Genomic DNA, 25,096 nt, shown 5'->3' on the forward strand with positions numbered 1-25,096 from the left:
CACTGAAAAAATGCATTAATTTAATATTCAATACTCAATGTTTGCGTAATCAAAGCCCTATGCTAGGGTGCGCATTTATTTTCATTATCAAAAGATTCTGTTTTTCATGACCAAGACAACATTCTCTGTGCTCATCGCGAGTCTGCTTACATTACAAGCCTGTAGTTTTTATCCCAGCCCAAAAACGGATGAGCCCTTAAACCACCACCGAATCGTATTGGATGCGGGTAGCAGTAAAACGAAGCTCTATTTCTATCAATATGACACTCAAGGTAAACAAGCCCCTCAACATATTGAAACCTTGCTAGAAAAAAAACAAACCCCAGGATTAGCGGCCATTCCATTAAATGAAATAAATGATTACTTAAGCGGGCTTTTTACAAAAGAACTGGCATCACAATTACAGCAATTATCCCACACAGAGCAAGGAGATGCCGCCAACAGTTTGCTCGAACAAATTCAGGTTTACTCCACAGCGGGTATGCGTTTAATTTCAAATGCCGACCGTCAAGCCAAAAATCAAGCCGTAAGTGAATGGATAGCCCAATGGCTCGTCAATAATCACATTGAATTTGATGATGAAAATTTAGATGTTCGTACCATTTCCGGTGCAGAAGAAGGGGCTTACGCTTGGGCAGCCTTTAACTATGTAGAAGATAATTTTACTCGCCAAACCAGCGGGATTGTAGAGCTTGGCGGCGCATCCATGCAAATCACCTTTCTCGATCAACAACACAATAATATTACCATTAGTGTTGGAGGAAAAAGCTATGCCCTTAGCAGTGAGAGCCATATGCTAGGCCAAGATCTGATCGCCAAAAAACTGTCAAAACTGGATGTCTGCCAACTTAGCGGTAGCAATGACACAGCCAAAGGCAATTTTGCCATGTGCCATCATCAAGCCGTAAAACTCATTGAGAAAGAACCAAAATTAACCTTAAGGCATGCCGCCAATATCCATAACTATGGACTGCTGTCAAACTTTTACTACACGGCACAATTTTTTGATCTTGAAAGCCAATACTCTTTAAGTCAATTAGCCTCTAAAGCTTCTCAATTTTGCAGCCTTAGCTGGCAAAGTGCTCAAACCCAATACAGTGAAGTCAATAAAGCTTATTTAGCCAATTATTGTATGGCAGCGGCTTATCAAACTGCCATATTGGATGAAGGTTACCACCTAACCGATAAGCAAAAATTTACCCCTATCAATGAGTCAAGCACATTAGAAGTATCATGGCCAGTGGGTGTATTGCTCACACAAGATTACCAACAAAGAAGTGACTACGTCGCCCGTATAAACCAGCCAAACACACAACAATAATCACTTATACCCGTGATACTTGAAGATGCATGTTTTCAGAGCCTGTAAAAGTGCCTAATTCAAGGCGTATTATTGCAGGAATGCTTATTGCCTTTTAAGGTGATGCAACGCAGAAGTAGGTGATTTTACAGACTCCCAAGGGGCTGGTTTAAAAGCCTTTTATGCTGCGTTACTGAACACCAGCTTAGAATCACTAGGCACGCTGTTCAAAGCCTTGTCTAAAAGGCTTTTTATTCCAGCTGAATCCTGCATCTTCAAGTATCACGGGTATAATACAACCAAAGATGCATGTTCAGGAAATGAGACTTGAACATGCATGCATTCATTTAATGTGCACTTTCAGCCTCATAACCCCAATACCACTTAACCAATCGATTAACAATATCAAATGCGACGAATGTCGCAAAGAAATACACCATTCTTTAGTCAAAACATTCGTTTAAACACACTTTAAACATGGCAAACATCATTTATGAATGGCCTGTGCTAGGCTCCCGCTTCATTTTTATCCACTTAATGGAATTTAGCAGCAAATGCGTTTACAAGTTTACAGTTTATTGTTATTGCCTTTTTTATTACTCGGTTGTGATGGGGCATTAAACGATGCTCATGGAAAAGGGTCAAAAGGCAATAAAAACGAACAAGCAGAAAACCTACATCACCACATTATTGTCGATGCGGGCAGCTCTAAAACGTCACTTTACTTTTATGAGTACAAGAGCGAAAACAAGGAGCTGGCGACCAATATTGATATTATCAACTTTGTGACTCAAAGCCCAGGAATAGCTGACATAGCAACCACCCAAATACCGACTTATTTAAGCAAAATGTTTAATGATGATCTGCTTGAAAAAATCAAACAGGCCTCTAAAAAAAACAATAATGCCATGCCCAAACTCATCCAAGGGATCCAGTTTTATTCGACTGCTGGCATGCGCAATTTAAGTTACAGTGAGCGTGCCGAGAAAAATACGGCTATCACTACTTGGCTAACAAAATGGGCAAAGGATAAAAGTGTTCACTTAACTGATAAAATTGATGTCAAAACCATTTCTGGTAAAGAAGAAGGCGCTTATTCTTGGGCAGCTTATAATTATATTAATCACCAATTTAAAAGCGATCTCGATGGCATATTAGAATTCGGTGGCGCCTCAACACAAATTGCTTACCAAGATAAAAACCTCAATAATGCCAACATGACTATTGGCGGTAAAGACTACCCCATTTATAGCCAAAGCTACCCTTTAGGGCGTAATGTGGTGCAAGCGGCGCTGAAAAATACCAATGAATGTCATTTACTGGGTTATAGCGATACAGCCAGAGGTGACTACACTTTATGTCGTGAAGCCGCCAAAACCTTTATTAGTCACAAAATAGGCGAAACCTACCAAGGCAATCAATATGTTAATGAATTTGGTTTATTTGCAGGTTTTTACTATCATGCCCACTTCTTTGATGTAAAAACCAACTACTCCTTTAAGAATTTACAAGAAAAAGCCGATACTTTTTGCAGTACGGAGTGGGACACAGCCAAAGAAAACTATAGTCATTACGATCCTGAAGAAATGGAAACTTACTGTATGATGGCGGCATTTCAAGGTGCCTTACTAGAAGATAATTACCATTTAAATGATAAACATAGGTTTCACCCAATACAAAAGGTGAATAACACCAAGATTTCTTGGCCTATGGGGCTACTGCTCACTCAAAAATATCAAGAATAAAAAACCATTTTTAAAGACAGGTCAATACACCTGTCTTTACTCTTTTTCCTCATTCGACACCATTCCCTTCCTCTCTTTTTCATCAACTCATACGACTTATTGCTAATCTAATTATAATTAAGTCAGGTGTTAACCCCATATTTAGAATAAATATTTTCGAATATTATGCAGCTAGAACACTTATTGAGCGCTATAAAATCTAACGCATTATTAATAAGGAAAGCCAATGAATATGAGCAATGACGATACGCACATGAGACATCAAACAGACAAACAGACACAAAAAAATACTTAACGCGTTAACTTTACACACATTATCAGGTGAGATTAAGCAATAACCACACAGTGGATGTTAGTCTTTCAGGAATAATAATCAATCCAACGGAACAAGAGTGAATGCAATATATAAAATTTATCGCCATCGCATTAAGCTTACTCTTTATTGGAGCGTACTCAAATGTTCGGGCAGTCGGTTCAGCCCAGCTAAAAGAAAAAAATGACGATACAACACAATATCAGATTGTGATTGATGCAGGGAAAGACAAAACAAAGTTTTTTTTATATCAATACTCTCAATACAGCGAAACACCAACGGGCATTCAAGCCCTCAATGAACAAGTCCATTATCCTGGTATCGCGGATATCCCCATTCTCGAGCTTAGTGATTACCTTGATACCCTGTTCACTCCGACACTTGCCCATAAATTACAACAGTTAATGATTGAGTCAAATAATCATTCTCCCCCATTGACCCGTATTCAATTTTATTCAACCGAAGGCATGCGCTTACTGTCCCCCCAAGAACGTCAGTCTAAAAATACCTTCATTACGCTCTGGCTCACTAACTGGGTGCGCACTTATGATCTCAAAGTCACCCCCCAACAAATTGAAAGCAGGACACTGTCAGGCACTGAAGAAGGGGCCTATACTTGGGTTGCAACCAACTACGCTGAAAATCACTTTAAGGGCACATTATCTGGCGTGGCAAAACTCGGCCCAATATCTTCCCAAATTACTTATTTAGATCCCAATTTAACCAATGTCACTGTCACTGTCGGCAACAACCAATACCCATTAACCAGTAAAGGGTTCCCACTAGGACAGGAAGTCGTCGCTAAAAAGTTAGCAAAAATTGATGCCTGCTTCTTAACGGGCTATACCAAGACCTCTAATGGAGATTATTTTAGTTGTAAGGCACAGCTCAAAAGACTGCTTCGTCAACAAGTAAATATTCCCGTGCCAAATGCTACCGATATCTCCCACTATAACTTGTTGTCTAATTTTTATTATACGGCGCGCTTCTTTGGAATAGAAAATGACTATTCATTAAATGCCCTAGAAAACCAAGCAGAAAAATTTTGCAACTTGGACTGGGAAACGGCTAAAGCCAAATACCATAATGTCAACCAAAAGTACTTAGCCAATTATTGCTTGGGCGCCGCCTACCAATCGACACTATTACATTACAATTATCACATCAGTGAACCACAACAATTAAATCCGGTGAATGAATTTAATCATCAAGAAATTACTTGGCCCATGGGGGTTATCCTCACCAAACAATATCAAGAAGTCTATTAACGCCCCCCACTGATAGGCATAAATCACTCTCTGAGTCGCGATTGGCTTTTTATTCTATCGAACCACATTGCTCGCCTGCTTGAACTAAGATTGAACTAATCTTAGTTCAATCTTAAACAAAATAGCAGGGGGAAAAATGCAATCATTTCGTACAATAAAATACCTATTATTCATCTTCTTAATTTCAGCTTGTAACGATAACAACAACCAAACCCAGTACCGAATAGTACTGGATGCAGGCAGCACTAAAACTAAACTCTATTTGTATCAATATGATGAACTCAATGCCCTTCCATATGACATCATCACCAATACAGAAAATAGAGTGGAACCTGGGGTAGCCGATGTCAATAATACGGATCTTAACAGTTATTTAAGTACTATTTTTAACGATGAGCTAGCGAACACCATTACACAACTGTCCATTGCTAACGGTCGCAATGCTAGCAATCCTTTACTTAACGGGATTCAATTTTACTCCACGGCAGGCATGCGCGCCTTACCAACAAGTGAGCAAGCCATCAAAAATGCCTATATTGACTCATGGATCAAAAATTGGTTAGCCACAAACGCTATCCCATTAAATGAATCAACATTAGACGTACGTACCATTCCCGGTGAAGAAGAAGCCAGTTATGGTTGGGCTGCCGTTAATTATCTTGAAAACACTTTTCAAGGTACCTTAATAGGCTCAGCTGAAATCGGTGGTGCCTCAACACAAATCGCTTATATCGATAATACCGCACCTAACGTTAATATTAACATCGCTAATACCCAATATTCAGTCACAGGATACAGTTACCCTTTAGGCCAAAATGTCATTATCGCTGACCTCTCTCCAATCGATGCATGTAATCTCGTCGGCTATACTGACACCGCGACAGGGAACTACGCCAATTGCCGTATTGCAGCCAAAACCATGATTGATGATACAGTCACAGTCAATACACCTAATGCAGTGAATATTGCCGATTATGATTTACTGTCGAATTATTATAATTCGGCTGCATTTTTTGGAATAACCAATGACTATTCATTAGCAGCATTACAAAATGCTGCTGAAATATTTTGCGAATTAACTTGGACCCAAGCCCAAGCCGACTACCCTGATGTCAGTACCAGTTATTTACCCTATTATTGTATGGGCGCTGCCTATCAGGGCGCATTATTGGAAGATAGTTACTATTTAAGCGATGCTTATCAAACCTTTGATCCCGTTGTCGTCATTAACGGCACAGGCGTTGATTGGACAATTGGTGTGCTCGCGACCCAATCTTTCACACTATTGAGTGGAAGTTAAGTTAACGATTCAGCATCACTTGTGTCGGCGTGATGATATAAGGCAGAGGAATATCCCAAGGTTGACTTTCTATGGGATGAACTTGTTGACAGTCATGAGCGTAGCCCATAGGCACTGGGCTACCAACATCACGCCAATTGGCTAAGGTGCGATCATAATAGCCTCCCCCCATTCCTATCCGTTGACCGTTAACATCAAAGGCCACCAATGGCGTCACCATCACATCGATCGCTTCTATCGGCATCACATCAAAGACGTGCAACTGTGGCTCTAAAATACCAAAATGATTTGGCACGAGTGAGGTGTTAGCATGAAAATGCAAAAATAATAAATGCCCCGAACAAAAAGGATGTAGCCGCGGTAAATACGTTTGAATGCCTTTTTTCCACAAGGCTTCAATCAAGGGCTGCGTGTCCAACTCACCATCTTGACTTAAATAAAGTGCAACATGTTTCGCCTTTAGCATGGGAGCTTGCGATAAGATAAGTTGACTCGCCTTAAGACTCATTGCGTGTTGAAGATCAGAAGGTATTGCTCGGCGTTTATATCGAACGGCTTTTCTGATGTCGCTGGAAGAATAAGGCTTTTGCAGTAAATGAGGCAGCTCACTGGCACATTCAGCAGGAGGGAAAGACTTAGCCATTTGACCTCCAATCCAAGGTAAAATCAGAGAAAAATAATGAAGATAGTCAGTTAAAAATGTTCTTGGCAGAAATTAAGATGCTCCCCAGAATACCGTTACCGGCGTAGCCCTTGAACCGTAGGTTCAAGGCGGGTAAATGAATACCTCCTAAGGCTTCTCGATACGAGCCGAGCTTGCTCAATGTCAGTATAACATTCACCCTGGGTTTAAAAGTATCGGCACAGGGACATAACCAGCTAGCGCGTATCCCAGGGAGCAAATTTTTACGTTTATTTGTCGGCATCGCACCAGCAAATAAACTTATCTTTCATCCTGCGAGGCAGGGTTAATCAAGTTTAGCAGAGCGTTCAACAAGCGCATCTTCTATTGTTGATTGCAACAAACCGATTTTCTCATCAATTTGCTGATTGTAATCTTGGCTTTTTTGCTGCTCTTCCAGCAATTCATAACCGATATTTAAGGCTGCCATAATAGCAATTTCTTCACGACTAAGGCTATTGGTTTTCGCTTTTAATGTCGATAATTGTGCTTCTAAATGTTGCGAAACCTGTCTAAGTGCTGCCTCTTGACCAACTGGACAAGCAATAGAGTAGGTGCGCCCCATTAGGGTAATGTCGATAGCCTTGCTACTCATGTCGCGAAGGATCCTTTTATCATCACTTGTGCGGACTATATCGGTCTCATCCATAAAGTGCAACACGAGACCGACACTAAAAGCACATGTATTGTATTAATTGTTGTTTACATAACCACTTGTGTCTAGGGGCTGTGGATCTTTGGTGATTATTTCTGCAGCTATTTATGGTGTCTTTAGACAAGGCTAAGCTTATGCTGTGTAGTTATTCTACATAAATAAGCGATAACGCAGTATAAAGGCACCATAAACGCTGTCCATAGGATTCACTAAACGTGTTTAGCCCTTTGTTGTAGCCCTCCTTGATTAAAGAAAGGGGCTTAGAAGACTAAGCTGCACTCACTACGCCTCGAGTAAAGCACGTTTAGTTCGAACATAATTTAACCACGAAAGAACAACAGCCCCTGAACAATGGAATAAATAAACGCATTTTGTCATGGTTTTGCTTAAGTTTGTGATACCACCCCTTGGTCGAATCACCCACTTCTGCTAGCATAAACTAGGTATATTAAGTAAATATAGCGACAGGACCCCCCATATGGCAACCTCCCCTTTCTTTCAGATAGATAATTTACATGCTGCACTTCAAGCGGCCGAAATCGGTCAGCAAGCCGTTGAGGTACACGGTGCCTTAGTTGGGCTCATTTGTGGTGGCATCAATCAAAAAAATGATGCCTGGGTTCAGCCTCTCCTTGAACTCATCAATGACGGCCAACCTTTACCGCAAGATCTACAGCAATTAATTAGCGAGCTGTATCAAGACAGTGTCACACGACTGTCAGATCCCGACTTTGGTTTTAGCCCCATTCTTCCTGAAGAAGAAGAGCCGCTTTCAGAGCGAGTCGAAGCCTTATCGTTATGGGTACAAAGCTTTTTAACAGGTTTGGCTATCATACAGCCTAAGCTCAATAAAGCCTCTAAAGATGTACAAGAAGTCATTCAAGATTTAGCTAACATCGCACAAGTTGAGATAGATGTCATTGACGATGATGAATCTGAAGCTGCCTATGTGGAATTACTCGAATTTACCCGTATTGCCGCATTACTGTGTTATTCCGAATTTGGGCCAGATTTAGTCGATCCGGAACAAGAAAAGCCAGCCTTACACTAAATTTGCATGCTATGACCCAAACAAACCCTTCGTTACCTGAAAACATCAAGGTCGATATTGCCATTGTGGGTGGCGCCATGACAGGTGCCATTTTAGCCTTAGCGCTGTCACAATTATCATTTAAAAGTGGGCAATCACTTAACATCGCCCTCATTGAAGCCCAACGTCCCAATAATGATCATCCCGGTTTCGATGCCCGTTCTATCGCCGTTGCGCATCACTCCATTTTTGAATTAACCCAACTGGGTATTTGGCCAAAACTTGCTCACCTGGGGACTGACATTCATCATATCCATGTCTCTGATCGTGGCCATTTTGGTATGACTGAGCTTAATCGCAACCAATTTCATGTTCCCTATCTTGGGCAAGTTGTCGAATTGGATCTTGTGGGTCATAAACTATTTGAATTACTGGATAATAGCCAAGTAAACCTCTTTTGTCCGGCTACACTTGAACATATTGATACTGATACTGACAAACAATTGCTGCATTTAAATGATGGTCGTCGAATCACGGCACAACTGGTGATCGCCGCAGATGGCATTCATTCTAAAGTGCGTCAAAGTATGAACTTGCCCCTTAAACAGGTGGATTTTAAACAAACCGCCATTGTGGCAAACATTCATACACGCAAGCCTCACCAACATTGGGCTTATGAACGCTTTACCGAGCATGGCCCCTTAGCTTTGCTTCCCCTTAGCCCCCATCAGGGACAACACAGATTATCCTTGGTCTGGGCCTTATCCGATAAGGAAGCAAGCCGATTATTAACGGCACCGAAATCCGTTTTTATTGCCGAATTACAAAACGCATTTGGCTTTCGCGCAGGAGAGTTAATCGATGTAGGCCAGCGCAGCAGCTACCCCTTAATGCTATCGAGTATGGCCCGGCCCATCTTTCATCGCACCCTGTTTATTGGCAATGCGGCACAAACCTTACATCCTATCGCAGGACAAGGATTTAACTTAGGCCTAAGAGATGTAGCCTCCGTGGTTAAGGTTATTAAAAAGGCCTGTCAGACCACACAAGATTTAGGGATCAGTCAAGTCACCCATGACTATTTAGCCAGTCGAATTCAAGACAGAAACAGTACATTAGGCTATATCGAATTATTGGTGCGCAGTTTTTCTAATCAACACTGGCCATTGGTACTGGGACGAGATCTCGGCTTGAGACTCCTTTCTTGGTGTCCTCCACTCAAATTTCCCATCGCTAAAGCGGCCATGGGATGGAAGCACTAGTATGCCAGTACCAATATCTCGTCGTCACTTTGTTAAGGATTTTACATGTTAAGCACCCAAACCTTTGATGTCGCTGTTGTTGGCGGAGGAATGGTGGGACTCGCCACCGCCATTGGTTTAGCCAAAGAATCACTCAAAGTCGTGCTCATCGATAACAGTGAAGTGCAGGCTGTAACAGGTGCACCTAAACTAAGAGTCAGCGCCATCAACCAAGCCAGTGAACGTTTACTCACGCATTTAGGCGCCTGGCCGCAGCTCTCTCGTGTGAGTGATTATCAAAAAATGCATGTCTGGTGTGAAAACAGCTTAGGCAAAATCGACTTCGATGCCCATAGTTTAGGGATCCCCCACTTGGGCAGCATTATCGAAAACGATGCTATCAGCTATGCCCTGAGTCAAAGCGCAGCAGAATTAAGCACACTGAATCACTTGGAAAACACCCAAGTGAACAATATTGCGTTTGGCGAAAGAGAAGCTTGGTTAAGCTTGAATAATGGAGAGAACTTAAGCGCGGCTCTCGTGGTTGCAGCCGATGGCGCTAACTCTTGGGTTCGGACTCATTGCCAAATTCCCATGAGTTTTTGGGATTATGGCCACCATGGTCTGGTGGCGACCATACGTACCGAGCTGCCAAATGATAAAACTGCCAGACAAATTTTTACCGCAAAAGGGCCACTTGCCTTCTTACCCTTAAGCGATCCACATCTGTGCTCGATTGTCTGGTCATTGCCCCCTGAACAATCTTCCCATTTGCTGAGTTGTGACAAAGAAGAGTTTGAACACACATTAACGGCCCAATTTAATGCCAAACTGGGTTTGTGTCAGCTCGAAAGCGAACGCCAAGCCTTTCCACTTCGTATGCGCTATGCCCGTCATTTTGCTCGTCACCGCCTTATTCTTGCCGGTGATGCCGCTCACACCATTCACCCCCTAGCAGGACAAGGCGTTAATTTAGGGTTTCTCGATGCCGCCAGTATTGCCCAAGAAATTGGCAAGCTGCATCGAAACCATAAAGATATTGGTCAATATAAAAACTTACGCGCTTTAGAGCGTTGGCGTAAGGCCGATGCCATGGAGATGATCGCCGCAATGGAAGGCTTCAAGCGATTGTTTAATGGACAAAACCCCATTAAAAAAGCCATTAGTGCCTTTGGATTAAACCTTGTTGATCATTTTTCGCCATTAAAAACACTGTTTATTCAACAAGCCTTAGGAAATAAACCCGATCTCCCTCGATATTGCCAACCCCATAGCGACAAAGAAACTAAATAGTTTAATATTAATTAGTTATAAAAAAGTCACTCTCTTTTATTTTTTCTCATGCTCAAATATTTTTCCCTTTGACATGAGAAAAAGTAATCTGAACTCACCATAGATTAGAAAAACCCTTGTGATCTCCCTTCCAACCTCAAGGTATACTTTTGTCGTATTTCAATATTCACGCTGTTTGAGTAACAATTTTTGACTGACTATTGTGAAATTCAATTTTATTTTCAAATATTGTTCTTTTAAATCGATGCATAACTGAAGCCGAGTAAAACAATCAATAACAAGGCCCCAGTCATATCAGGCTCACTCATTGGGTGATCAAAGGTTTATCAAAACCTTGATGCTCAAGAGCGGATTGTATCAACGACCACAGCACCACCCCAACAAGGGAGTCAACATGGCGAATAAAACGGTATTATTTCAAAAACACCTTGAGGCAAAAGCTAAAATGGTGGATTTTCATGGCTGGGATATGCCGCTCAATTATGGCTCTCAAATAGAAGAACATCACGCAGTCCGTCAAAATGCGGGTATGTTTGATGTGTCACATATGACAGTCGTAGACATCACAGGTACGCAAGCCAAGCCCTTTTTAAGACAATTACTGGCAAATGATGTCGCCAAACTTACCCAGCCCGGTAAAGCCCTTTATGGCGGGATGCTCAATCACGAAGGGGGTGTTATTGATGACCTCATTACTTATTTTTTATCTGACACCCATTATCGTATTGTCGTCAACTCAGCCACCCGCGAAAACGATCTCAATTGGATCAATGCCCAAGCAGAACCCTTTGATGTAAGCATTCAAGAACGTCCAGAGCTTGCCATGATCGCCGTACAAGGTCCCAATGCTAAAGCCAAAACCGCACAAGTGCTGACTGATGAGCAAAATAGCGACATTGCAGACATGAAAATGTTTTTCGCCGCGCAAACAGGGCCTTTGTTTATCGCTACTACAGGCTATACAGGCGAAGCCGGTTTTGAAATTATTTTACCCCAAGAGCAAGCCCCAGCCCTTTGGCAAGCCTTAATCGATGTGGGCGTGAGGCCTTGTGGTTTAGGCGCTCGCGATACATTACGTCTAGAAGCTGGCATGAACCTCTATGGTTTAGACATGGATGAAAGCATTAATCCGCTTGCTGCCAACATGGGCTGGACCATCGCGTGGGAGCCAAAGGACAGACAATTTAATGGCCGCTCAGCACTGGAAACCATCAAAGCAAACGGCCACGAGAAATTAGTGGGTTTGGTGATGACAGATAAAGGCGTTATTCGCCACGGTATGAAAGTCTTTTTTACCAATGATCAAGGCATAGAAGAAGAAGGTCTGATAACCAGTGGGACATTTTCCCCCACCTTAGGCTATTCTATTGCCATGGCAAGAGTCCCAAGCCATATAGGAAAAACGGCGCAAGTCGAAATGCGTAAAAAGCGCATCCCTGTTAGCGTCGTCTCTCCAAGCTTTGTCCGTAATGGTAAACAAGCATTTTAAATTAATCGAACAAGGAACAAACGCAATGAGTAACATCCCAACTGAACTTCGCTATACCGCGTCACACGAATGGATCCGTAGAGAAGAAGATGGCAGCTATACCGTCGGGATCAGTGAGCATGCACAAGAGTTATTAGGTGATATGGTCTTTGTTGAACTCCCTGAGGTCGGTGATATCCTCAGCGCTGGCGATGATTGTGCCGTGGCAGAATCGGTCAAAGCCGCCTCTGATATCTACGCGCCTTTATCCGGTGAAGTCTTAGCGGTTAATGATACATTAGAAGACTCGCCAGAATTAGTAAACAGCGATGCCTTTGGTGATGGCTGGTTTTTCCGCATCATGCCATCGGATGAAACTGAGCTAGATAATCTTCTCGATGCTGACGATTATCAAGCCGTCATCGATGATGAATAATGTGATGCTTATGGCGCGATCCTCATTCACCCTAAGGTGAGTGAGGGTTAGCCTTAGCGCAATCACTTGCTTCATTGACATCACCTTGCCCCCAAAAATGCATTCTTGTTTGCTAACAAAGGTAAAGCCCTGCTGACGTTAACCTGCATGCATTCATAACAACAGGATATTTTGGTAACCCATGACTGCTACCTTGACACAATTAGAGCAACACGATCGGTTTATTCGCCGTCATATTGGCCCCGATAATGCCCAACAAGCGGCCATGTTAGATGCCATTGGCGCCGCCTCACTTGAAGATTTAACCACGCAAATTGTGCCAGAAGCCATTCGCTTGCCCCAAGCTTTGAACACAGGTGAGCCTTGCAGTGAAGCCGAAGGGTTAAGTTATTTACGTCAAGTTGCCAACAAAAACAAACTATTCAAAAGTTATATTGGCGCGGGTTACTATGGCACCCAAGTGCCCAGCGTCATTTTACGCAATGTATTAGAAAATCCTGGTTGGTATACCGCTTACACGCCTTATCAACCTGAAATTGCCCAAGGCCGCTTAGAAGCCATTTTGAATTTTCAACAACTCTCTATGGACTTAACAGGCCTAGACTTAGCCTCAGCCTCTCTATTAGATGAAGCCACCGCCGCCGCCGAAGCCATGGCGCTGGCAAAACGCGTCTCTAAAGCCAAAAAAGCCAATGTCTTTTTTGTCGCGGATGATGTGTTTCCTCACACACTGGATGTCATTCAAACCCGCGCGGAATGTTTTGGTTTTGACATTGTTGTCGGCCCCGCTGAAGACGCCGTCAATCACGAGCTCTTTGGCGTCTTATTGCAATACACCAACCGTTACGGCCAAATAGACGATCGCACGACGCTCATTCAAGCTTTACACGACAAAAAAGCCATTGTGGCCATGGCCGCGGACTTCATGTCTCTGGTACTGCTTAAATCTCCTGGTAGCATGGGCGCAGATGTGGTCTTTGGTAACAGCCAACGTTTTGGTGTGCCTATGGGCTATGGTGGCCCACACGCTGCCTTTTTTACCGCACGAGATGCCCATAAACGTTCCATGCCAGGCCGCATCATCGGCGTGTCACAAGATACCCGTGGCAAACGTGCTTTGCGTATGGCCATGCAAACCCGCGAGCAACATATTCGCCGCGAAAAAGCCAACTCCAACATCTGTACCGCCCAAGTCCTGCTCGCCAATATGGCTTCCTTTTATGCCGTCTTTCATGGTCCTGATGGTCTCAAAACCATTGCCGAGCGCATTTTACGCTTCACCGATATTCTAGCCTTGGGCCTCAAAAGCCAAGGCGTTACGCCACTCAATCACACTTGGTTTGATACCCTCACACTGGATAATCTTGATGTGGCGGCCATTAATGCCCGCGCGCAAAAAGCCGAAATCAATTTGAGACTCGACAGTGATACCCGCCTTGGCCTGAGTCTGGATGAAACCTGTGATCGCGCCGATATCCAAACCTTATTTGATGTGATCTTAGGCAGTGGCCATGGCCTTGATGTGGCCAAGCTTGATGAGCAGCTCGTTCAAGAACAATCCATTCAAACATCCAATCAAACCGCGCCGCAAACGGGCATGCCTGAGAGCATGAAACGATGTGATGCCATTTTAACGCACCCTACTTTTAATCGTTACCAAAGCGAAACCGAGATGATGCGTTACATCAAGCGATTAGAGAATAAAGATTTAGCGCTCAATCACTCGATGATCTCCTTGGGCTCTTGTACCATGAAGCTCAATGCGGCCACCGAAATGCTGCCCATTAGCTGGCCCGAATTTGCCAACATGCACCCTTTTTGCCCACTAGAGCAAGCCCAAGGCTATACACAGTTATTAAGCGAGCTTTCTGACTGGCTGGTGAAAATCACCGGATATGATGCCATCTGTATGCAGCCCAATTCTGGAGCCCAAGGGGAATATGCCGGCCTGTTAGCCATTAAAAAGTACCATGAGTCCCGCGGCGAATCTCATCGTAATATCTGCCTTATTCCCCAATCAGCCCACGGGACAAATCCTGCCTCGGCGCAACTGGCGGGCATGAAAGTCGTGGTCACCTTATGTGACAAAGACGGCAACATCGACATGGCCGATTTAACCGCCAAAGCAAGCGAAATGAGCGACAACTTATCTTGCATCATGATCACTTACCCCTCCACTCACGGTGTGTATGAAGAAAGTGTGAAAGATATTTGCGATGTCATTCACCAACATGGCGGCCAAGTGTATTTAGACGGCGCGAACATGAATGCCCAAGTGGGGATCACCTCCCCAGGCTTTATCGGCGCCGATGTGTCTCATTTAAACTTACACAAAACCTTCGCTATTCCCCATGGCGGTGGTGGCCCAGGTATGGGCCCCATTGGCGTAAAAGCCCATCTGGCCCCCTTTGTGGCGGGTCACACTCAAATCAAAACAGGCCTTGAGAGCGATAACAATGGCGCCGTCTCTGCCGCACCTTTTGGCAGCGCAGGTATTCTGCCTATTTCATACATGTACATTAAGCTGCTCGGCACCCAAGGCGTGACACAGTCCACCCAAGTGGCCATGCTAAATGCCAACTATGTCACTCAGAAGCTCTCAAGCCATTACCCCATTTTGTACCGAGGTCGTCATGACCGTATCGCTCACGAGTGTATTTTGGACTTACGACCGCTGAAAGAAGCCTCCGGCGTCACCGAAATGGACATCGCCAAACGCTTAAATGACTACGGCTTTCACGCGCCGACCATGAGTTTTCCGGTAGCGGGTACCTTAATGATTGAACCCACAGAGTCAGAATCTAAAGTCGAGTTGGACCGCTTTATCGATGCCATGATAGCCATTCGTACTGAGGTCGCCAAAGTCGAATCCGGTGAGTGGCCAGTGGACAACAACCCACTGTGCAACGCACCGCACACCCTCGATGACATTATGGATCCCGCATTCGATAGCCGCCCTTACAGCCGCGAGCAAGCCGTGTTCCCCTGTGAGGCGGTCAAAGCCAATAAATTCTGGCCAAGCGTTAATCGCATCGATGATGTATTTGGGGATAGAAATTTATTTTGTGCTTGTATTCCCATCAGTGACTACGAATAGTTTATGGCTGCTTAGACATTTTCGAATAAGGGTCGAAAATAAATAGGCACGACTTTCTTAAAGGTGGACCAATAATGGTTCACCTTTTTTGGCTTCAATCTTCCCGTATTAGTTTTAAACAAGATTATTGCTGAGAATAAGCTTAATGTGCAAATACCTCTGTGACACACCACCCAAGACCCACAAAAGAATGCCATCCGCTTTCATTTGAACGCTAATCTATGAGTAAAGTGATCCACAGCCTTAATCATTCCGCTCACTGCGGTTTTCAGCCACAATATCTGAATCCTGCTGAGCATAAAAGTCGACTCTGAATCGGGTTTCATCCGTTAGAAATTCGACTTTATGCCAATACTGGGGTGGTGAAATCGCTATCTCACCTTGTTTAATCACAATTTCTTGCTCTATTTCCCCACGCCTTTCGGTGAAACCATAAAATTTTAGCTGACCGCTCATCACCTTGATTTTTCCGTACACACCTGCACGAGTGTTATGTAAATGCAGAAACATTTTAGGGACATTATCAGGAGTGAAAATGGGCGTTGATTTATAATTGACAAAATCATGTGGAATCGATGGCATAACGGCTCACTTGATTGAACATAGATGAATAATAAAAATATACACCCATTAGTCCTTAGGCTACCACCTATATTGAAGATGCATGTTTTCAGAGTCTGTAAAAGTGCTTAATTCAAGGCGTATATAAGTAAGAAATAAGCACATAATAAAAAAGTCAATTCCGATGAATTGGCTTTTTTATTTATCACAAATGTAAAACAGGCTTAAAGTATACTCTAGCGCCTAGAGCGCTTTTAACCAGTCGGTATTAAATGACACCGAACCGATATTTAAGGTCACGGATTTTATTGTGGTTTTCGCCCCCACCAACAAATAACCAAGATTATGACGTGAAGTAGTAAAAAAGTATTAATAAACGATGTAATTACATTCATAAGATCAGATTAATATCATACCCAAGCCTCATTCAATTTGTGATTAAAGCCCTTATTATATAAATCTAGGTATTAATAACCTTAAAAGTTTGAGAAATGTAAAAAGATAAATGCAGAGGTAATCAAAGTAAACGCCATGGCATTCTTCGCCCTTTCTTCAGGCTTCTTGTAATACTTCTTGTAGTACTTCTTGTAGTAATAGTTGAACGGAATAACTAAATATATTAATGCAGTAGGAGTCGAATATGTCTAATTCTATGGAATGTAAACTCAGGTTACTTCGTTTCATTTCAGTCAGCCTATTAATGTTATTATTGATGGGGTGCGGGGGAAGTGCTGATAGCGACACCTCAACTTCTAGTGACACCACTTCAACTAGTAGTGACTCTACTTCCTCAACTAGCAGCACTGATGATACTGCTACTGCCAGCACTGATGATACTGTCATCACTATTAATCTCGATTCAATCACACTAAATCACGAAGAGCTACTCATTGCTGCTGGTGAATCCATTCAATTGGCAGCAACGGCAAACTACAGTGATAATACAAGTGCTGATATCACCGAAGGCGCCCTTTGGGCAAGCAGTGACGATGCCATTGCAAAGGTCAGCGAAGCAGGCCTAGTAACTGGCCTATCTGATGGCGAAGTGACAATCACCGTTTCACAAAATGATATGGAAAAAACAGTCAAGGTTTTGGTTAGCGAAAGTGGCGTTGCCGAAGCGATAGGAAGAATAGGAGGAAGTTTTTTATATGCCCTATCAAGAAACCCTTTGCTAGAGCTTCAATCTCTTGACATTACAAACGAAGCAATTGCTCAATTAGTCATCACTGAGTTCGGCCACACAGCAGAGACCAAAGCCAGTGGTATCGCTCATCTTTGCGCTCGATTATTAGAAGGAACAGCAAGAAACCCCTCTATGACACCTTCACTCACAAGCTATTATGACGATTTTGTGCAAAAAATCACTTCACTAACATTAACCAGTGAGGTTGAATTTATGCTCGACTTGACACATCAAATAGCCATCATTCGAGGTGCTCAAATCATTCACACCGCCCGTAATCCATCACTACGGGACTATCTAGATGACATCGCCAATGACTGCATCGATTTTATCAATGATGTCACGCCTTCGACCGACTTAACCTATATGCAAGATACAGCAAAGAGCATCGATTCTCGCAGAGCAAAAGCTATTGGTATACTAGGTGAAAATCTATTAATTGCTTACTCCAGAAACCCCTCAGTCGAGTCCTTTTTCGTTGACATCTTAAATAAAGCACTAATGGAAATAGAGTTAGCCAACCAACACCATAACATTGAGCATAAGGCGGCGGGTATCTCTGCTCTATGCTCTGGGCTTATAGTTGGGGTGTCAAGAAATCCTTCATTAACAGCTGAAATGAGCCTCTATTATGACCATTTCTTACAAGAAATTAATTCATTAGCATCATCAAGTAATAATGAAATGATTTCCGATTTAATTCACCATAAAGCTACCGTTCAACAAGCCCAACTCATTAGCACTTCTAATAATCCATCACTGTCCGAATTGCTCAATGAAATCGCAACGAATTGTATCACCTCAATCGATGAAATAATCATATCTTCCCCTCAACATGATCCCAATGAAGACATTGTTAGTCATGCATTAGCTGCTAAAGGGATAATCGGAAGTGGACTACTGTATGCTTTATCAAGGAACCCTGCAATTGAAGTAATGTTAACCGAAATTGCTACTAATGCTCTTGCGCAAATAGATACAACAAATCAAAACCATACCATAGAGTCAAGAGCCAATGGGATTGCTTCTCTGTGCGAAAAGCTAATAGAAGGACTTGCGAGAAACCCATTACTAATAGAGGCTTTGGAAAAATACCACGAAAGTTTATTACTTGAAATCAATGCAATAGATTTATCAAGTTATGATAAATCAGCTCAAGACCTTGCAGTACAAGAGGCCATCATTCGACAAGCACAAATTATTGGAACAGCAACTAACCCTCCACAGGCTGAGCTCCTTAAAGAAGTTGCAAATACTTGCATTGGTATATTAAAGGGTGACTTTGCTCTTGAAGATATTGAGGAGATATAGCGATTAAAAGGACTGAGTGATTGAAGAGACAAAGCGATTAAATTAATAGCGCTCTACTGAAGACATGTCGCTTATGTGACGACATACTAACAGATATAACCTCCGTTAGTATGTCGCTATCTTTGCTTCAAACTTCGAATCCACACCCAAAACACTCCGACCCACAAGAGCAGTAAAATAGTGTGGAATAACGAAGGATGACGACTAAAAAAACTGCCACGACTATGAGGATGTAAAGGCACCTCGACGACATAGCCACCAGCCTGCCTGAAGTCAGAAGTAAAGAGTATTTGTCCCACTGGTGACACCACAATGGATGGGCCATTATTCACGACGTGCACCAGAGGCGTTCTGTTTTCAACAGCCCTTAATGCTGAAGTAAAAACATGCTGATTGGATTGATGCTTTGAGCCAAACCAAGCGTCGTTGGACATGGCAACAAGGAGTAAAGGCTTTTCATTCTCTTTGATGGGTGATTCAGTCCCAACATCACTATCAACATCACTATCAACATCACTATCAACATCACTATCAACATCATTGGCAACATCAGGATTAAGGGTATTAGCAACCGCATTGGCAACAAAAGTTGAAAAGGTGGTTTCATAACAGATCAGCGGCACAATATCGGCTCTCGAATGAGAAAACACGTTAAAACGACTGCCCGCAGTCAGCTTGCTGGAAAAACCACCAAAATAGGACTGAAGCCAAGCGTAAAGCCAAGTTTCTTTATCAGCAAAGGGAATATACTCTCCAAAAGGAATACGTTTTATCTTTTGATAATGCCCCACATCTTCCCCTTCATCATTAAGCATCACGGCGCTATTGTATCGCCTTCCAACTCCCCCAGTAATAGGACTAACCACACTGTGAAAATCTTGAAACAACACATTCGCACCAATATTCGCGACTTCCTGCTGATACACCCGCTGCACTTGCCTATCATCTAGATACCCTTTAGGCCGCGCTTCAGACCATATGACTAACTCAGCGCCAATGGCACCAAGCCGTGTCGTCATCTCCATTTCGGGTGGATAGACTTGGCTGTAGCCTGACATCATTTGCACATGCCCCAAATCCGGTGACTCATTGGCCTGGATCAGCCCCACTTTCATCATGTCAGAATGAGTGACTATTTTTGTCCATTCATATCGCTGCTGAAGGCCAAAACCGAACCAAAAAGCAATCACCAAGACAGCAACAAACATGGCCCTTTTATCCCTTTTCTTAATGGAAAATGGCTTTGTCGTTAATTGATAGAGCAGTCTAAACAACATAATATTAGCCAGCGCCATAATGGCATCCAGCGCTGACAGGCCAAAAAACGCGATCCCTTGTAAGGCGGTTAAAAACGACACTTGGGTCTGTGCCAAAGTAAATGAAAATAACTGAGGAAAAGCCGCAGTCAAAGATGAAAGGATTAATGGAAAAAGAATAAACTCATGCAATCGTGTAAAACGTTTCAACAGCGTGAACAACCAACATAATAAACCCAACAACTGCGCACAATAAAACCAATAGAGTGAGGCCCACAAATAACTGAGCAGCAAACTCTGATCTTTTGCGATCACTAAAAAATCCGCCACCCAATAGGTCGCACTGGCAAACATCACCCAACCCGCAATAACGCCGAGTAGATAGCTCATTGCCAATGATGCTTTGTCAATCGCATACAAAATAGGGACAAAAGCAAACCAAACTAAATAGAAACGTTCATTATCCAATAAAGCTAACGACAACATAGCTGCTGATAAGATAGCCAACAGCAATGATTGCAGCCACTGCCACCGTAAAAGAGAGTGCTGCCAACGTGACTGAATGACTCCCCACTTCACATGTAAGGCTTTAGCCATCCTCAACTTTCCTTTAGCTGTGCTAAAGCCAATAAATACGCTTGCTGTAATTGCTCATGGCTCATTTGCTTATCCGCGTCACTCAGTGAATTGTCCAAGGTCAATATTCTACGCTGAATGAGGTAACCCATTCTGATATTATCTCGCTTAAAAAAAACGCTGGCCGTCTCTTGTCCAAACACCGTCGCTTGAAGTTGCTTTATCACCGCTAGACTGCCTTCTTTGCCTCGCCCTTTACCGCTTTGTACTTGCTTAAAATGAGTATTCAATAACTGAGTGTATCGAACATAAGCATGCAATAATTGAGTTAATTTCATGCCAGCTTTACCTGGAATACTTTTTTGAATTAAAAAATCTAGCCGCGCTCGTTCCATAGCCGATAAATCAGGCGGTAACGCTTGTGCCATCCTTTCTAATTGATATTTTGTTTGCGCATCAAGAAAGAGTAATTGATTTGAGCCCCATTTTACTCGAGCAAGCATGGGAGAAAAACGAGCAAAATTGAAGTGATAGTCTTGCTCACCAATTTGAACGGGGAAAAACTCACTGGCCTTCTCAGGCTGTCGCCACACATTTGCAGACTCTCTTTCATTGAGCTTTAACCCAGTATAGAGCGATTCTTCTTGATGCAAGTCCCCAAGCTCCAGTGCAAAATAAAGTACAGCAGCCGCCAGAAAAGTCACCCGCAATAAACAAAGATTAAATCGCATCACTTAACCCTCGCTTGTTGCTGAGATTTAAGAATGAATATTGAAACATTAAATTTCATTTAACTTCAGATAATCAATTCGAGTCAGTTCTTCCGGTGTAAAATGCTGGCTCAGCAGTGCATTCACTTGCTTAACCTTTTCTTGGTTATCTATCGCAGAAGAGGTGATAGCTTGCTTGGCGCTTAAAAAAACGGGGTAACGAGCAGGCCAATTCAGCACATTGACTGACTGAGCAATATGCTGCGCTTGAATATCTTTACGTTTTTGCTCACGCTCTTGGGACGTTAAATTCAGATCCGCTTCTAGTTTCATGCTCTCAAACATATATTGGGCGTTGGCGTCACTCACTCTAAACAGCTCAGCAGTCACATCACTGCCTAAATGTGCTTCCCGCAATGCCTGAAGCTCTGCATAAAGCCCTTGATCTTGCTCAATCGACATCAATGGATCCATTTCTCGCTCAACCAATAAATCTTCATTTATTCGACTAAATACTGCTTTGGATTCTAAATAGTAATAATAATTTTCGACTAATTCGCCCAGTTGCATACCCGCTTGACCGGGAAGGCTCCGGTATATCAGATCCACCAGCACTGCCACACTCTCCTCATCCAACCGATTATGGATCCTCTCTAATGTTTCATCTAAGGAAACAAGCGCATCATGATCAAGAATGACATTTCCATTGGCATCTAATTTAACAGCATACAGGGCATCAAATACAGATTGAGGAGTAAAAGGATATTTGGCAGCATATTGCTGAGTGAGTAACACTTGCTCTGTGTTCACTGCTTCCTTTTGCCAATGCCAATTCGATGCCACTGTATCAAAACTTATTAACGCATTTTGATTAGCCTCCACGGTAGATGGCTTGTTAACAGAGGCCGTTGCATCGCGCTCCGTTTGCCCTAATGGTACAAACATTGAAAACAACAAATAAGTGATCAGTACACACAATGAAACGGCGACTAGCATGATTTTATGTTTAAAATAGAGCATCACTCTTCCACCGTTCCATTAAGGTTTAACGCAATGCCGAGTTATAAATAATCGCAAGTATCTCTATACTCAGAAATATCGCTGTTTAATTCATGGTTTGGTCCACATAGAAATTGACTGTAACGATGATCTTTATCTAAAAAACGCTTCATCCAAGACACGCCATAAGTGGATAACAAGGCATGGTTATTATTATCGCCTGTAGCACAGTCATGAGAACCACCAGTGATCTCCATGAAGGCTTTATCAGTATTAGCTGGAATAGTGTTATAAAAAGGACTCGCATGATTATTCACTGGTGCAGTTGCATCATTTTCGCAAGCCAGAATCATCACAGGAACACCAATAAGAGCAAAGTCATTACTACCAGTATTCCAAGGTGACAAAGGAATACTGGCACTTAAACGGTTTCTTGAAGCACTATGAAGCGCCCCCCCTCCGCCCATAGAATAGCCCATGGTTGCCAATCGATTTTCATCAATTAATCCCCAAATTGGACTACCCGAACGTTCTCCTTCCGAAATTAAATAGGACAAGGCGCTGTCTTGCTGGCGGCTGCGACTCTCGGGCTGGTCATAACGGGAATTAGTATTGATAGTGATGACAACAAAGCCGTGAGAGGCCAGAAGGGGTCCCCACCATTGAATAGCCGATTGTGTATTTGTAAACCCTGGCGCAATAGAAATAGCAGCCAATGCTCGCGATACATTATCAGGGTAATAGATGGTCCCGCCCCCAAAGCCATCAACGGAACTCGGTACACTCGTAGAAGAGATAGAAAGTGGCCCACTTCCAGCTTGTAAAAAGTCTAAACTGGGTATTGGACCCATTTCATAACCACAATTTGACTGACAGGTATCAGGTAAAGGCAGCTCCTCCCCACTCCCTCCGTCACCTCCACCACCACTGTAGGCAGTCAACGAGAAAATCAGCGTAGCAACACCAAGCGTAACCTGTTTAAATGAGGCATATTTCATAGGATTTCCTTCAGTTTTTTATGTTAGTAAGCAATTTGTTTTTATTTGCCCTAAAAACAACTTGTGAATACAACATCAACCAAATGTAAACCCTTTGAGGCGTAAAAAATCCTAATCGATATTTTTAAGAGAGTAAAGTGGATAATCCCACTCGCATTGACATAAATTTAGCGATAAGTAAATTATCAACCACTAAATTAATGATAAATAATAAAACTCTGCCTTATATTATCTACCAAAAAAACTAAAAATAAATTAATTTTTAAAATAAAAAAGGGCATATAGCCCTTAAAAGTAAGTCATAATAAAAGAGTCTTATTTACAAGCATTAATCATTGCATCACCAGAAGCGGTGCAACCATTCCCGTTACTTGTCGCATTTGTCAATTTACCTGATGAATCGAGAGTTATACTGTAATTACACCCTTTACCCCCACCAGATCCAAAAGGAGAAGAAGAACTCACCCAAGTACACTCTTTACCTGCTACTTTGAACACAATAGGCGCTGAAGGAGTGAATGCGTAAGATGCAGTGCTCGATGTTGAATGAGCAGGAGTGACAAAATCCACTTTTGTTGTAACATTAACGGTATCTGCAAAAGCAAAAGTCGATAACATAAAAGAGGTACAAGCCAATATAACAAGTTTAATTCTAGTCATAATAATCTCCATTTAATGTAAACCAGAACAATAAAAATTAACCGTACAAAAAGTAAGGTGGAAATCAAAGTTAGTACACATATCAACCGCTGTACAATAGGTATTAACAATATTTATCGCTCGACCACAAAATAGATATTATAAAAGCACTAATACTTGCGACATTTGCCGACTATTTAATGTCAAATCGAATCGAATAGTGCTAATAATTCAATATAATGACATAAAAAAGCCACATTAAACATATCCGTCTCTTTTTGAGCCAAAATAAAAATGTAAAACTATGTATCAAAGATACTCACTAAAAACAGTTTAGTGCTCAATATAGCCCAATATTATTTTGAAGGACGTTTAGATAACATACAGGATATTTAGATTATATCCTTGACACAACATATTAAACGCCCTCATTTTTCTTGATAATTGACCTTTTTTACACTTTGACATGCTTATATTTAATTCTAAAGTTAGTGATATCTAAACTTCCGATGTCTGCAACATAAGGATCGTAAACATGGCATTTACTTTCAGTTTCATTCAGATTTTTTTATGGGGATTAGTGTTAACAGCCCCCATTTTACTGATGATGTTTATTGCTATCACTATTTTAGGCCTCATTGTCGGCAGAATAGAATCTTGGAGTCGATTCGATTCACTATACTGGGCTTTTATTACCGCTCTCACTGTCGGATATGGTGACATAAGGCCACGAAAAAAAACCTCGCGTATATTATCTGTCTTCATTGCGGGTTTAGGCATCATGCTTGCCGGCATTCTTGTCGCCATTACAGTGAAAACCGCATCCGATGCCTTTGAACTGCATGTCGATCCAAAAGTCATCAAACATATCAACGAAATCGTCAAGTAACGGCTAAATGATTTTAATATTAAATTTAATGAACGATTGACTGACACTCGTCATTCCAAGTTCAGGATTAAAAACTCGGCCGCAAGCGACCGAGTTTAGAAGAGCCCAAGCTGATCTGAATTTCTCTCTTTTCGATCTAACTC

At 42.3% G+C, this 25,096-nt stretch carries 20 protein-coding genes and 1 other RNA gene; 12 read left to right on the forward strand and 9 right to left on the reverse strand.

Features of this window, described 5'->3' with window-relative positions; genetic code table 11:
• Positions 1-106 precede the first annotated feature (106 nt).
• The 4 genes from Q0779_RS11080 (at position 107) to Q0779_RS11095 (ending at position 5,926) form a co-directional block, all read left to right on the forward strand.
• Positions 107-1,321: a hypothetical protein gene (locus tag Q0779_RS11080; RefSeq protein ID WP_298772590.1), complete on the forward strand. Its 1,215-nt coding sequence runs from the start codon at positions 107-109 to the stop codon at positions 1,319-1,321.
• 533 nt (positions 1,322-1,854) lie between these two features.
• Positions 1,855-3,045, forward strand: a complete 1,191-nt coding sequence (locus tag Q0779_RS11085) for a hypothetical protein (protein ID WP_298772591.1) — start codon at positions 1,855-1,857, stop codon at positions 3,043-3,045.
• A gap of 396 nt (positions 3,046-3,441) precedes the next feature.
• Complete coding sequence (locus Q0779_RS11090) at positions 3,442-4,626, forward strand: hypothetical protein (RefSeq protein ID WP_298772593.1); 1,185 nt, start codon at positions 3,442-3,444, stop codon at positions 4,624-4,626.
• A 136-nt stretch (positions 4,627-4,762) separates the two neighbouring features.
• Complete coding sequence (locus Q0779_RS11095) at positions 4,763-5,926, forward strand: hypothetical protein (RefSeq protein WP_298772599.1); 1,164 nt, start codon at positions 4,763-4,765, stop codon at positions 5,924-5,926.
• Between the two features lies 1 nt (position 5,927).
• On the opposite strand, the gene Q0779_RS11100 is transcribed toward Q0779_RS11095, so the two are convergent.
• From Q0779_RS11100 to Q0779_RS11110, 3 genes are all read right to left on the reverse strand, one after another.
• Positions 5,928-6,569 carry a 5-formyltetrahydrofolate cyclo-ligase gene (locus tag Q0779_RS11100; protein WP_298772601.1) on the reverse strand — a complete coding sequence of 214 codons (642 nt, stop codon included), beginning with the start codon at positions 6,567-6,569 and terminating at the stop codon, positions 5,928-5,930.
• Between the two features lie 77 nt (positions 6,570-6,646).
• A non-coding RNA gene (ssrS, locus tag Q0779_RS11105) (6S RNA) lies at positions 6,647-6,827 on the reverse strand.
• Between the two features lie 67 nt (positions 6,828-6,894).
• Positions 6,895-7,203: a cell division protein ZapA gene (locus Q0779_RS11110; protein WP_298772604.1), complete on the reverse strand. Its 309-nt coding sequence runs from the start codon at positions 7,201-7,203 to the stop codon at positions 6,895-6,897.
• Between the two features lie 538 nt (positions 7,204-7,741).
• Here Q0779_RS11110 and Q0779_RS11115 point away from each other — a divergent pair.
• From Q0779_RS11115 to gcvP, 6 genes are all read left to right on the forward strand, one after another.
• Positions 7,742-8,314 carry a UPF0149 family protein gene (locus Q0779_RS11115; protein WP_298772606.1) on the forward strand — a complete coding sequence of 191 codons (573 nt, stop codon included), beginning with the start codon at positions 7,742-7,744 and terminating at the stop codon, positions 8,312-8,314.
• An 11-nt stretch (positions 8,315-8,325) separates the two neighbouring features.
• Positions 8,326-9,555: a 2-octaprenyl-6-methoxyphenyl hydroxylase gene (ubiH, locus tag Q0779_RS11120; RefSeq protein WP_298772607.1), complete on the forward strand. Its 1,230-nt coding sequence runs from the start codon at positions 8,326-8,328 to the stop codon at positions 9,553-9,555.
• Positions 9,556-9,600: 45 nt separating this feature from the next.
• On the forward strand, positions 9,601-10,827 hold the full coding sequence (locus Q0779_RS11125; RefSeq protein ID WP_298772609.1) for an FAD-dependent oxidoreductase: 1,227 nt from the start codon (positions 9,601-9,603) through the stop codon (positions 10,825-10,827).
• 394 nt (positions 10,828-11,221) lie between these two features.
• Positions 11,222-12,316 (forward strand): glycine cleavage system aminomethyltransferase GcvT, encoded by a 1,095-nt coding sequence (gcvT, locus tag Q0779_RS11130; protein ID WP_298772610.1) that lies wholly within the window; start codon positions 11,222-11,224, stop codon positions 12,314-12,316.
• A gap of 25 nt (positions 12,317-12,341) precedes the next feature.
• Entirely contained in the window at positions 12,342-12,731 is a 390-nt protein-coding gene (gcvH, locus tag Q0779_RS11135; protein WP_298772611.1) for a glycine cleavage system protein GcvH, read from the forward strand.
• A 181-nt stretch (positions 12,732-12,912) separates the two neighbouring features.
• Complete coding sequence (gene gcvP, locus Q0779_RS11140; RefSeq protein ID WP_298772612.1) at positions 12,913-15,828, forward strand: aminomethyl-transferring glycine dehydrogenase; 2,916 nt, start codon at positions 12,913-12,915, stop codon at positions 15,826-15,828.
• Between the two features lie 243 nt (positions 15,829-16,071).
• On the opposite strand, the gene Q0779_RS11145 is transcribed toward gcvP, so the two are convergent.
• The gene (locus Q0779_RS11145) at positions 16,072-16,410 is read right to left on the reverse strand and encodes a DUF1971 domain-containing protein (RefSeq protein ID WP_298772613.1); all 339 of its coding nucleotides are present in this window, start codon (positions 16,408-16,410) and stop codon (positions 16,072-16,074) included.
• Positions 16,411-17,029: 619 nt separating this feature from the next.
• Here Q0779_RS11145 and Q0779_RS11150 point away from each other — a divergent pair.
• Entirely contained in the window at positions 17,030-18,886 is a 1,857-nt protein-coding gene (locus Q0779_RS11150) for an Ig-like domain-containing protein (RefSeq protein WP_298772614.1), read from the forward strand.
• A gap of 116 nt (positions 18,887-19,002) precedes the next feature.
• Here Q0779_RS11150 and Q0779_RS11155 read toward each other — a convergent pair whose 3' ends face one another.
• From Q0779_RS11155 to Q0779_RS11175, 5 genes are all read right to left on the reverse strand, one after another.
• Entirely contained in the window at positions 19,003-20,739 is a 1,737-nt protein-coding gene (locus Q0779_RS11155; RefSeq protein WP_298772615.1) for a nitrilase-related carbon-nitrogen hydrolase, read from the reverse strand.
• A 2-nt stretch (positions 20,740-20,741) separates the two neighbouring features.
• Positions 20,742-21,449 (reverse strand): lipase secretion chaperone, encoded by a 708-nt coding sequence (locus tag Q0779_RS11160; RefSeq protein WP_298772616.1) that lies wholly within the window; start codon positions 21,447-21,449, stop codon positions 20,742-20,744.
• A 48-nt stretch (positions 21,450-21,497) separates the two neighbouring features.
• Positions 21,498-22,448: a hypothetical protein gene (locus Q0779_RS11165; RefSeq protein WP_298772617.1), complete on the reverse strand. Its 951-nt coding sequence runs from the start codon at positions 22,446-22,448 to the stop codon at positions 21,498-21,500.
• Positions 22,449-22,489: 41 nt separating this feature from the next.
• The gene (locus Q0779_RS11170; RefSeq protein ID WP_298772618.1) at positions 22,490-23,425 is read right to left on the reverse strand and encodes a hypothetical protein; all 936 of its coding nucleotides are present in this window, start codon (positions 23,423-23,425) and stop codon (positions 22,490-22,492) included.
• Positions 23,426-23,740: 315 nt separating this feature from the next.
• Positions 23,741-24,085, reverse strand: a complete 345-nt coding sequence (locus Q0779_RS11175) for a hypothetical protein (RefSeq protein ID WP_298772619.1) — start codon at positions 24,083-24,085, stop codon at positions 23,741-23,743.
• Between the two features lie 514 nt (positions 24,086-24,599).
• On the opposite strand from Q0779_RS11175, the gene Q0779_RS11180 reads away from it, so the two are divergent.
• Complete coding sequence (locus Q0779_RS11180; RefSeq protein ID WP_298772620.1) at positions 24,600-24,953, forward strand: potassium channel family protein; 354 nt, start codon at positions 24,600-24,602, stop codon at positions 24,951-24,953.
• Positions 24,954-25,096 lie beyond the last annotated feature (143 nt).

The sequence above is a fragment of the uncultured Shewanella sp. genome (assembly GCF_947491715.1).
In the GTDB taxonomy this organism is placed as follows: domain Bacteria; phylum Pseudomonadota; class Gammaproteobacteria; order Enterobacterales; family Shewanellaceae; genus Shewanella.

Excerpts from the sequence above, each read along its gene's own strand:
- Q0779_RS11160 (WP_298772616.1), bottom strand. The coding sequence starts at position 21,449 with ATGCGATTTAATCTTTGTTTATTGCGGGTGACTTTTCTGGCGGCTGCT.
- Q0779_RS11080 (WP_298772590.1), top strand. The coding sequence starts at position 107 with ATGACCAAGACAACATTCTCTGTGCTCATCGCGAGTCTGCTTACATTA.
- Q0779_RS11180 (WP_298772620.1), top strand. The coding sequence starts at position 24,600 with ATGGCATTTACTTTCAGTTTCATTCAGATTTTTTTATGGGGATTAGTG.
- Q0779_RS11100 (WP_298772601.1), bottom strand. The coding sequence starts at position 6,569 with ATGGCTAAGTCTTTCCCTCCTGCTGAATGTGCCAGTGAGCTGCCTCAT.
- Q0779_RS11110 (WP_298772604.1), bottom strand. The coding sequence starts at position 7,203 with ATGAGTAGCAAGGCTATCGACATTACCCTAATGGGGCGCACCTACTCT.
- gcvP (WP_298772612.1), top strand. The coding sequence starts at position 12,913 with ATGACTGCTACCTTGACACAATTAGAGCAACACGATCGGTTTATTCGC.
- Q0779_RS11125 (WP_298772609.1), top strand. The coding sequence starts at position 9,601 with ATGTTAAGCACCCAAACCTTTGATGTCGCTGTTGTTGGCGGAGGAATG.
- Q0779_RS11145 (WP_298772613.1), bottom strand. The coding sequence starts at position 16,410 with ATGCCATCGATTCCACATGATTTTGTCAATTATAAATCAACGCCCATT.
- Q0779_RS11150 (WP_298772614.1), top strand. The coding sequence starts at position 17,030 with ATGTCTAATTCTATGGAATGTAAACTCAGGTTACTTCGTTTCATTTCA.
- Q0779_RS11115 (WP_298772606.1), top strand. The coding sequence starts at position 7,742 with ATGGCAACCTCCCCTTTCTTTCAGATAGATAATTTACATGCTGCACTT.
- Q0779_RS11155 (WP_298772615.1), bottom strand. The coding sequence starts at position 20,739 with ATGGCTAAAGCCTTACATGTGAAGTGGGGAGTCATTCAGTCACGTTGG.
- Q0779_RS11090 (WP_298772593.1), top strand. The coding sequence starts at position 3,442 with ATGCAATATATAAAATTTATCGCCATCGCATTAAGCTTACTCTTTATT.
- Q0779_RS11095 (WP_298772599.1), top strand. The coding sequence starts at position 4,763 with ATGCAATCATTTCGTACAATAAAATACCTATTATTCATCTTCTTAATT.
- Q0779_RS11165 (WP_298772617.1), bottom strand. The coding sequence starts at position 22,448 with ATGCTCTATTTTAAACATAAAATCATGCTAGTCGCCGTTTCATTGTGT.
- Q0779_RS11175 (WP_298772619.1), bottom strand. The coding sequence starts at position 24,085 with ATGACTAGAATTAAACTTGTTATATTGGCTTGTACCTCTTTTATGTTA.
- Q0779_RS11170 (WP_298772618.1), bottom strand. The coding sequence starts at position 23,425 with ATGAAATATGCCTCATTTAAACAGGTTACGCTTGGTGTTGCTACGCTG.
- gcvH (WP_298772611.1), top strand. The coding sequence starts at position 12,342 with ATGAGTAACATCCCAACTGAACTTCGCTATACCGCGTCACACGAATGG.
- ubiH (WP_298772607.1), top strand. The coding sequence starts at position 8,326 with ATGACCCAAACAAACCCTTCGTTACCTGAAAACATCAAGGTCGATATT.
- gcvT (WP_298772610.1), top strand. The coding sequence starts at position 11,222 with ATGGCGAATAAAACGGTATTATTTCAAAAACACCTTGAGGCAAAAGCT.
- Q0779_RS11085 (WP_298772591.1), top strand. The coding sequence starts at position 1,855 with ATGCGTTTACAAGTTTACAGTTTATTGTTATTGCCTTTTTTATTACTC.